Origin of the sequence: Mycobacterium interjectum (assembly GCF_900078675.2) — a bacterium.
GTDB lineage: Bacteria > Actinomycetota > Actinomycetes > Mycobacteriales > Mycobacteriaceae > Mycobacterium > Mycobacterium interjectum.
Window position 1 is genome coordinate 4,107,526 of the sequence record NZ_LT546237.1, and the last position, 9,584, is coordinate 4,117,109.

The window sequence follows — 9,584 nt, forward strand, 5'->3', positions numbered from 1 at the left end:
CTTATAACCATCTAGAGGGGTAAAAGAGACAGCCCTGGGAGGCGCCGACGGCGGCGTGGCCGCCGGGCGCCAGGCCCTTGTTGGCGGCCAGCCAGTCGGGCAGCTCGCTGGACAGGAAGGTGTCCCATTGCTTGCTGCCGTCGTTCTCCCAGTTGGTGTACATGCTGTAGGCGCCACCCGCGGGCGCCGCGACCGAAATGCCCTTGCCGGCCAGCGTGTTCATCGCGTTGCCGGCGGTGACCCAGTTGCTGACGTCCGGCGCGGCGTCGAACGCATCCAGCAGCACCACCATGTGGGGACCGCCCGCCAGGAACGCCACCGGGATGTCACGGCCCATCGCAGCCGACGGAACCATCAGGCTCTCGAAACCCGCTGCGCGGGCCTTCCCGAGGGGACCCCCCACCCCCAGGGCCAGAACCACGCCCAACAGCAACGCTGACAGACCCCGCACGACCCTCATGTCCACCCTCCATCGTCTAGTCGCTGTCTGCACATTAGCCAGCGGCACATGGCGCCCGCCCCGCGGGTAGTGAAACAGATCACACCGGCCGCGAACAACTAGCGGCGGGAACCCCGAAGGGTGCCCGCCGCCAATCGCGTTGCTGTGGTGTTTAGGTGCCCGTGCCCTGGTTGCCCGCGGCGGCGGCGGTAGCCGGGCCGGCGCCGGGCGTGGCGCCCAGGGTGGACTGCAGGTCGGGCTTCATCGCCTGCAGCTGCGCGCCCCAGTACGGCCAGTCGTGCGTGCCGTTGGCGTCGAAGTTGAACACCGCGTTGTGGCCACCGGCCTGGTTGTAGGCGTCCTGGAACTTCAGGTTGCTGGTCCGCACGAAGCCCTCGAGGAACTTGGCGGGCAGGTTGTCGCCACCGAGGTCGGACGGCTTGCCGTTACCGCAGTAGATCCAGATGCGGGTGTTGTTGGCGACCAGCTTGCCCACCTGCAGCGACGGGTCGTTGCGCTGCCAGGCCGGGTCGCTCGACGGCCCCCACATGTCGTCCTTCTTGTAGCCGCCGGCGTCGCCCATGGCCAGGCCGATTAGCGACGGCCCCATGCCCTGCGACGGGTCCAGCAGAGCCGACAGCGAGCCAGCGTAGATGAACTGGTTGGGGTGGTAGGCGGCCAGGATCAACGCCGACGAACCGGCCATCGACAGACCGACGGCGGCGCTGCCGGTCGGCTTGACCTGCTTGTTGGCCTGCAGGTAGGCGGGCAGCTCGCTGGTCAGGAAGGTCTCCCACTTGTAGGTGGTGCAGCCGGCCTTACCGCAGGCGGGCTTGTACCAGTCGGAGTAGAAGCTGGACTGCCCGCCGACCGGCATGACCGTGGCGATGCCGGACTGGTTGTACCACTCGAACGCGGGGGTGTTGATGTCCCAGCCGTTGTAGTCGTCCTGCGCGCGCATGCCGTCGAGCAGGTAGAGCGCGGGTGCGTTGGCGCCGCCGCTCTGGAACTGAACCTTGATGTCGCGGCCCATTGCGGCCGAGGGAACCTGCAGGTACTCCACCGGCAGACCCGGGCGCGAGAACGCCCCGGCGGTCGCCGAGCCCCCCACGGCGCCAATCAGACCCGAGAGCAGCGCCGCGCCAACGGCCCCCACCACGAGCCGTCGTGGCATGCGAGCCACGGCGCCGCGAAACCTGTCGACAAGCGTCATCCTTGCTTCCTCATCCTTCTTTCGGCCTTTCGGCGCATTTTCTCCGATTGGACGCATCCCCGAATTGGGTCCGACTGCATACGCGTCGGGCGCAGCAGTGCTCGTGTAGTCAACCACACCTCGGGGCATCCGCTCTCATCGAGACGCTCGGGCAAACCGCGATTTGGCGCTCCTACCCAACGATTTTGGCGCCAAACAACGACGCGGAGAATCGCGTTTCCGCATGTGCTTGGCCCAGGGTGAGCACTGGTGAGGGCGCAGATGTGAGATTGCTGGCAATGTCCGGGGACGCGCCGGCGGAGCCGAATTCGACGCCCGCGGGAAAAAATTTCGGTCCGCCGCCTCTACTCACGCGGAGGCGGTGGGATCGCCTCCGGTACCGGCAGCCCGCACCGCGCGAGTTCGTAGAGCGGAACCCGATCGATTCGGTACATGGTGAACTCGAAGGAGTGCATGACATTGGAGACGAAGCGGTGCAAGGTCATTGGGGCTCGCACCGAGCTGAGCACCGCCTGGGTCTCCGGACATTTCAGGGCCGCCACGGCCTGGGCGACCCAATTCACATCCAGATAACCCGGAATGCCCGGATACACCTTGACCCAGGGCCCGTCGGCGATCACCCAGTCCGGGAAGAGGTTCTTGTCGTGCCCGATCCGGCCATGCTTCAGCCGCTCGGTGTGCTGGGCCAGTGGGTTAGCCAAGCCGATCTGGTCGATCACCCTGACGTCGAGGCCGACGTTCATGCCGAGCATGCCCAGGTTGGTGAAAAACACCGCGTGCTGCGGCTTTTGCGGCGCCTTGGCCTCTCCGGGAGCGGGCTGCGCCATCGGCACCAGGTCCCACTGGATGTAGTTGCCGGACGGCAGCAACAACGCCCCGTCCGGGGTGTTGTCGAGGGCCGTCAGAACGGCGGCCATCCGCGGGTAGTCCAGGTAGTCCGCCGCGGTCAGCGGGTGCGCGTGCCCGGTGGCCTGCGCGTAGAAGCGGCGCTCGTCGACGATTCCCGAGTAGGTGACGTGGGTGGCGTCGTCGCCCATCCCGGGGGAGTTTGCTGCCCACAGCGACCAGCCGCCGATCCCGAGCCATAGCGCCGCGGCCGCGCCGGCCACCCAATTGCCCGTCTCCCGCGAATAGTCCGCGCCGTCGGGGATCGGCACCGGGATGACCGCCACCGGTGCCAGCAAACAAAATAGGGGCGCCAGCAGCACCCTCGCGTGCATGAAATCGCCGCCCTGCCGGATCCAGTAGAAGCCCTGCAGCAGGCCGCTGACGACGACGAAGGCAACGACCGCCGGCGGGCTCTGCACCGCCCGCGCCACCCGGCCGTAGTCCGGCGCGAGCACGGGGCGAAGGAACGACGGGCGGCGACGCGCGGCCACCAACAGCGCCCCGAGCGCCGACAGCAGCACCATCGGCACCCACACCGCGTAGGGCGCGTCGAAGTTCGACAGGTAGATCATCCCCTGCGACCACTTGTCGCCGGCCGCGTCCTTGGCCAGGGCCGTCCCGGGGACCAGCAGCCCGTAGTAGCCCATCCGGAAGATCTCGTAGGCCACCGGGAGGAATCCGCCGGCCAGCACCACCAGCACGCGGCGCCGCCAGTTGCGCACGGCGATGAGCATCATGATCAGCGCCAGCCCGCCCATCAATGCCAGGTCGGGCCGGACGAGAACGCTGAACCCCGCGACGAAGGCGAGCGCCCCGATGAACAGCGGGCGGTCCGGACGCCCCCGCACCGGCTGCGCCCAGCACACCATCATCCACCACAGCAGCCCGAGATATGCCAGCGTCAGGCCGGTCTCCAGGCCGGAGGTGGCAAAGTCACGCGCCGGCGGCAACGCGACATAGACCAGGGCCCCTGCGGGCAGCATGATCGCCCTGCGGCCCCGCAGGCTGGGGGCGTACAAACGGCCGGCGCCCAGCATCAGCAACACCACGCCCAGCACCGAAAGCGTCAGGGCCAGCGCCAGCGCCACGTACTCCATACGCATCGGCCCGCCGACCCAGCTGCCGGCATACATCAGGTAGGTCCACGCGGTGGAGGTGTTCGCCTCGACCCGCTCGCCGGCGTTGAAGACCGGCCCGTTGCCGGCCAGCAAATTGCGCACGGTGCGCAGGACGATGAGGCCGTCGTCGGCGATCCAGCGTCGCTGCCAGGCACCCCACGCGAACAGGACGGCAACCACCACCACGCTGATCCACAGGCTGACCCGCACCATGGTGACGTAGGGGAACAGCGGCCGACCGGCCCGCCTGATCACCGGCCGGCGCAGCACCCCCGCGCCCAGCGCCTTCAGTTGGGGGCTAGCCGAAGGCAACGGCGGCCCCAACTGTCGCGATCCAGGCCAGCGCCAACAGCTGCAGCACCCGGTCGCGCAGCGCGATGTCCTCGGGCTCCCCGGCCAGCCCGCCGTCGACGTCGACCGCGTAGCGCAGGATCGCGATGGTCCACGGAACCATCGACACCGAGAACCAGCCCGCCGAGCCGTGGTCGCGCTCGAAGGCCCACAGCCCGTAGCACATCACCACCGCGGTGGCCGACAACGTCCAGACGAATCGCAGATAGGTCCCCGTGTAGCTCTCCAGCGCCTTGCGGATGGCCGCGCCGGTGCGCTCGGCCAGCTGCAGCTCGGCGTAGCGCTTGCCGGCCGCCATGAACAGCGACCCGAACGCCATGATCAGCAGGAACCACTGCGATAGGCGCGTATCGGTGGCCGCGCCGCCGGCGATGGCGCGGAGCAAAAACCCCGACGACACGATGCAGATGTCCATCACCGCCTGGTGCTTGAGGCCGAAGCAGTAGGCCAGCTGCATGGCGATGTAGACCGCCATCACCAGCGCCAGGTTCGGCGTCAGCCACCAGGCCAGGCCGAGCGACACCACCGCGAGCACCACGGCCAGGCTGTAGGCCAGCCACTCCGGCACCACGCCGGCGGCGATCGGGCGGAACCGTTTGGTCGGGTGTTCGCGGTCGGCCTCGACGTCGCGGACGTCGTTGATCAGGTAGATCGACGAGGCGGCCAGGCTGAACACCACGAAGGCCACCGCCACCTGAATTCCCAGTTGGCCGTAGTCGTACCGATGGCCGCGGCCCGCCGCGCTCAGCGGCGCGGCGAGGACCAGCACGTTCTTCACCCATTGCCGCGGTCGGATCGCCTTGATCACCCCGGCGATCAGGTTCGACGGGGGTCCGATCATCACGTCTTCGCTCATTCGGCCCACACCTCTCGCGCTCGGCCCGCGATCCCCGCGACGGCGGCACCCAGGGCGACGCCGAAAGCCACGTCGCTGGGATAGTGCACGCCCAGAAGTATCCGCGACAGCGCCATCGGCGGTATCAGGACCGCCGGTAGCGGCAGCCCCGTCATCCGGCCCATCAGGATGGCCGCGGCGGTGGTGGAGGTGGCGTGCGCCGAGGGGAAACTCAGCCGGCTGGGTGTGCCGACGTTGACCGCGACGGCCGGATCATGCGGCCGCTGGCGCCGCACCAACCGCTTGACCACCACGGCGGCGGCGTGCGCGGCGAACGCGCCGGCCCCGACCATCAGCCAATCGCGGCGACGACTCGGCATCAGCACCGCGCCGAGCACCGCGACGGCCAGCCAGCCGATGCTGTGCTCGCCGAAATGCGACAGCCCGCGCGCCACGGTCAGCACGCCGGGGCGATCGGCCAGGGCCGACTGCACGGCCACCAGCGCGGCCACTTCGCCGCGCGGAGCGGCCGTTTCAGCCATGCGCGGGTCTTTTGTCGGGCTCGTGGCCGGCCGCGGGCAACAACGCCGCTTCCCACTTCTGCTTGCTCGACAGCACGGGCAGCGCCTCCCGGTACACCCGCCGCATCTCGTCGAACCGGCTCAGCAGCCGGCGCTGCCGCCGCAGCGACTTGAGCAGCAGCGAGATCATCTTGCCGCGGTCGCGTTGCCGGTAGACCACGCCGCACCCGTCGGCGGTCGTCACGGTCACGCCGTCGACGGTGCACAACCGGAACCAGCGCGCATCCTGCGTGGGCACGTTGTACTCCGGGCGCAGGTGGGCCGACGGGTCGGCCTTGGTCATGTTGTGAAAAATCCCGCGGGACAACCGGTAGCCGATGGAGAAAGGGTTCACCGGTGGCTTCATCGCCTTGCTTCGGTGCATCGGCTGCGGCAGTTCGCTCGCCGCCGGCAGCACGACGGCGTCCGGGTACTCCTTGCGCAGCCGGTGCACTTCCGGCAGCGCGCTTTCCAGGATGGAGAAGATGTGCTCGGGACCGGCCAGAAAGTCGTCGATCGCCTTGTTCTGGATAGCCACCGTCGAATATTCAAGGCAGGCAAGGTGTTTCAGCGTCGCCTTGAGGTGGCTGCGGACCAACCCGGTCACGTCGCCGTCCCAGTGCATCGCCGCGACCACCAGCCGGTTGCGCAGATGGAAGTAGGCCTGCCAGTCGATCGCGTCGTCCTTGTCGCTCCAGGCCATGTGCCAGATCGCCGCGCCGGGCAGCGTGACGGTCGGGTACCCGCGTTCGGCGGCCCGCAGGCCGTAGTCGGCGTCGTCCCATTTGATGAACAGCGGCAGCGGCTGCCCGAGCTCCTCGGCGACCTGCCGCGGGATCATGCACGTCCACCAGCCGTTGTAGTCGACGTCGATGCGGCGGTGCAGCAGCTTGCTTCGATCGTTGTTGTCGTTCAACGGATATTCGGCGAAGTCGTGGTCGTACTCGGCGTGCGGCGCGGAGGTCCACATGAAGTTCGACCGGTCCACGATCTCGCCCATGATGTGCAGGTGTGACGGCTCCTGCAGGTTGAGCATCTGACCGCCCACCAGCATCGGGCTCTTGGCGAAGCGGTGCATCGCCAAGACCCGCAGGATGGAGTCCGGCTCGATGCGGATGTCGTCGTCCATGAACAGGATCTGTTGGCAGTCGGTGTTTTTCAGCGCCTCGTACATCACCCGGCTGTAGCCGCCGGAACCGCCGAGGTTGGGCTGGTCGTGGATGGACAGCCGATTGCCCAGCCGGGCGGCGGCGGCGGGGAAGTCAGGGTGATCGCGCACCTTGCGGACGCCCTGATCGGGGACGATGACCGCCCCAATCACCTCGTCCACCAACGGATCTGCGGTGAGCGTGCTCAGCGCGTTGACACAGTCGGCGGGGCGGTTGAACGTGGGAATCCCCACGGCGATGTTGGCCGTGCCCGGGGCGGGCTCGGTCGCATACCAGCCGCCGCCGACGAGGGTGACCTCGCTGTCGGTGGTGATGTCGAACCAGATCCAGCCGCCGTCCTCGAACGGCTTCAGCTCCACCTCGATCTCGACCACGACGGGTTGGTCCTCGGTGCCGGCGAATTCGCGGCCCTCGACGAAGATGCGGGCCCCGGTGGCCTTGGTCCGGTAGACGTCGACACGGCCCGACCCGGTCACCTCGACGCGGAGCACCACCGACTGGCAGATCGACCACCGGCGCCAGTAGCTGGCCGGGAACGCGTTGAAGTACGTGGCGAACGACACCTCGGACTCCGCGCCGATCTGCAGCGACGTTCGCGAGGTCGCGTGCGCGCGCCGGGCGTTGGTCGTCGACTCCTCGAGGTACAGCTTGCGCACGTCGAGCGGTTCGCCCGGACGCGGCAGAATGATTCTGGAAAGCAGGCTCACAGCGGTCATCCCCCCGCACCTTCCTCCACCAGGTCTTTGCCCTCGCGCAGGTGCGGCGCGAGGACGTTGTCGTACATGTTCAGTGCGCTGGCAATGGCCATGTGCATATCCAGATATTGGTAGGTGCCGAGCCGCCCGCCGAACAGCACCTTCGACGACGCGGTCTCTGACTTCGCCCGGGCCCGGTACGCAGCCACCAGGGCGCGGTCGGCCTCGGTGTTGATCGGGTAGTAGGGCTCGTCGTCGTCCTCGGCGAACCGGGAGTACTCGCGCATGATCACGGTCTTGTCGGTCGGATAGTCGCGCTCGGTGTGGAAGTGCCGGAACTCGTGGATCCGGGTGAAGGGCACCTCGGGATCGTTGTAGTTCATCACCGGTGTGCCCTGGAAATCGCCGATGGGCAGCACTTCCACCTCGAAGTCTAGGGTGCGCCACCCGAGCCGGCCGTCGACGTAGTCGAAGTAACGGTCCAGCGGGCCGGTGTACACGACGGGCGCGTCGGGGCTGTCCGCGCGCAGTTGGTCGCGCACGTCGAACCAGTCGGTGTCGAGCCTGACCTCGATGCGGTCGTCGGCGGCCATCCTCTTCAGCCAGGCGGTGTAGCCGTCGACCGGCAGGCCCTCGTAGGTGTCGCTGAAGTATCGGTTGTCGAACGTGTAGCGCACCGGCAGCCGGGTGATGTTGGAGGCCGGCAGTTCCTTCGGATCGGTCTGCCACTGCTTGGCGGTGTAGCCCTTGACGAACGCCTCGTAGAGCGGACGGCCGATCAGTGAGATCGCCTTCTCCTCCAGGTTTTGGGCGTCGGCGGTGTTGATCTCGGCGGCTTGCCCGGCGATGAGCCGCCGCGCTTCGTCCGGGGTGAAGTACCTGCCGAAGAACTGAGACACCAGGCCCAACCCCATCGGGAACTGGTAGGCCTGGCCGTTGTGCATCGCGAACACCCGGTGGCGGTAGTCGGTGAACTCGGTGAACTGGCGGACGTAATCCCAGACCCTCTTATTAGAGGTGTGGAACAGGTGCGCGCCGTACTTGTGCACTTCGATGCCGGTCTGGGGCTCGGCCTCGGAGTACGCGTTGCCCCCGATGTGCGGGCGCCGTTCGACGACGAGCACGCGCTTTCCGAGTTGGGTAGCCACGCGCTCGGCGATGGTCAGGCCGAAGAATCCGGAACCGACGACAAGAAGATCGAAACGAGCGGTCATCGGTTGCTTAGGGTATCCGACCGCGCGGGCCTAACCCATTTGGCGAGGCCAGGGAGTCCGGGTTAACCCACATGACAACGACTTTCGGGCCCCGCCGCCCCGGTCACAGTCGGAGTCCCAATTACCTCACGATTCAATATCAGCACTCTAGTCACACCCATCCCACTCGTACCATCAACTCTGTGTGCTTCATGCCGGATAGGACAGGCGGGGCACGCCGACACAACACAGTTCCAATAGTTGTCCAGATTTGAGGAGACTTCCGTGCCGAACCGACGCCGACGCAAGCTTTCGACAGTCATGAGCGCGGTCGCCGCCGTGGCAGTGGCGAGTCCTTGCGCATACTTCCTTGTCTACGAATCGACCGCCGACAGCAAGCCGGCCGAGCACCACGAGTTCAAGAAGGCCGCGGTGATGTCCGACCTGCCCGGCGAGCTGATGGGTGCGCTGTCGCAGGGCCTGTCGCAGTTCGGGATCAACTTGCCGCCCGTGCCGGCCTTGAGCGGGACCGGGGCCAGCGCCCCGGGTCTGGCCAGCCCCGGCTTGGGCACCTCGGGCCTCACCAGCCCGGGCTTGACCAGCCCCGGTTTGACCAGCCCGGGCCTCACCAGCCCGGGGTTGACCAGTCCGGGGCTGACCAGCCCGGGACTGACGAGCCCGGCTCTGGCGAACCCGGGATTGCCGCCCACCACGCCGGGGATCACCACGCCCGGTGCGGTGCCCACCACGCCGGCCGCCGGGCTCAACCCGGCGCTGACCAGCCCGGCCGGACTCACACCCGGCATCGGTAGTCCCACACTGTCCCCCAGTGAGGTCCCGATCGACTCGACGACCGGATTGGACCCGGGCGCCGGCGGCACGTACCCGATCCTCGGCGACCCGTCCACGCTCGGCGGCTCCTCGCCGATCGCGTCCGGGGGCAGCTCGGGCGGTGGCGGCCTGGTCAACGACCTGATGCAGGCGGCCAACCAGTTGGGCGCCGGCCAGGCGATCGACCTGCTCAAGGGCCTGGTGATGCCGGCCATCACGCAGGGTCTCCAGCAGGGCGCCGCCGGTGGTGCGCCGGGTGCCGCGTTGCCGGCCGCCGCCGGTGCGCTGCCGG

At 68.0% G+C, this 9,584-nt stretch carries 7 protein-coding genes and 1 pseudogene; 1 reads left to right on the plus strand and 7 read right to left on the minus strand.

Going from position 1 to position 9,584, the window contains the following annotated elements; translation table 11 throughout:
• Positions 1 to 31 precede the first annotated feature (31 nt).
• From BN4348_RS54330 to glf, 7 genes and pseudogenes are all read right to left on the minus strand, one after another.
• Positions 32 to 451 (minus strand): annotated as a pseudogene (locus BN4348_RS54330) (alpha/beta hydrolase-fold protein); the annotation flags it as partial.
• Positions 452 to 611: 160 nt separating this feature from the next.
• On the minus strand, positions 612 to 1,652 hold the full coding sequence (gene ag85A, locus BN4348_RS54335; RefSeq protein WP_066916985.1) for a diacylglycerol acyltransferase/mycolyltransferase Ag85A: 1,041 nt from the start codon (positions 1,650 to 1,652) through the stop codon (positions 612 to 614).
• A gap of 344 nt (positions 1,653 to 1,996) precedes the next feature.
• Entirely contained in the window at positions 1,997 to 3,970 is a 1,974-nt protein-coding gene (aftB, locus tag BN4348_RS54340) for a terminal beta-(1->2)-arabinofuranosyltransferase (RefSeq protein WP_276003284.1), read from the minus strand.
• A complete protein-coding gene (locus tag BN4348_RS54345) occupies positions 3,957 to 4,865 on the minus strand; it encodes a decaprenyl-phosphate phosphoribosyltransferase (RefSeq protein ID WP_066916987.1) in 909 nt (302 codons plus the stop codon). Before BN4348_RS54345 ends, aftB begins: the two co-directional genes overlap by 14 nt.
• On the minus strand, positions 4,862 to 5,386 hold the full coding sequence (locus BN4348_RS54350) for a phosphatase PAP2 family protein (protein ID WP_066916988.1): 525 nt from the start codon (positions 5,384 to 5,386) through the stop codon (positions 4,862 to 4,864). The genes BN4348_RS54345 and BN4348_RS54350 overlap by 4 nt, the downstream gene beginning before the upstream one ends.
• Positions 5,379 to 7,289 carry a glycosyltransferase gene (locus BN4348_RS54355; RefSeq protein ID WP_066916989.1) on the minus strand — a complete coding sequence of 637 codons (1,911 nt, stop codon included), beginning with the start codon at positions 7,287 to 7,289 and terminating at the stop codon, positions 5,379 to 5,381. The genes BN4348_RS54350 and BN4348_RS54355 overlap by 8 nt, the downstream gene beginning before the upstream one ends.
• Positions 7,286 to 8,482 carry a UDP-galactopyranose mutase gene (gene glf / locus BN4348_RS54360; RefSeq protein ID WP_066916990.1) on the minus strand — a complete coding sequence of 399 codons (1,197 nt, stop codon included), beginning with the start codon at positions 8,480 to 8,482 and terminating at the stop codon, positions 7,286 to 7,288. Before glf ends, BN4348_RS54355 begins: the two co-directional genes overlap by 4 nt.
• 264 nt (positions 8,483 to 8,746) lie before the next feature.
• On the opposite strand from glf, the gene BN4348_RS59760 reads away from it, so the two are divergent.
• A partial coding sequence (locus BN4348_RS59760) for a PirG (RefSeq protein ID WP_211145768.1) occupies positions 8,747 to 9,584 on the plus strand: 838 nt, incomplete at its 3' end.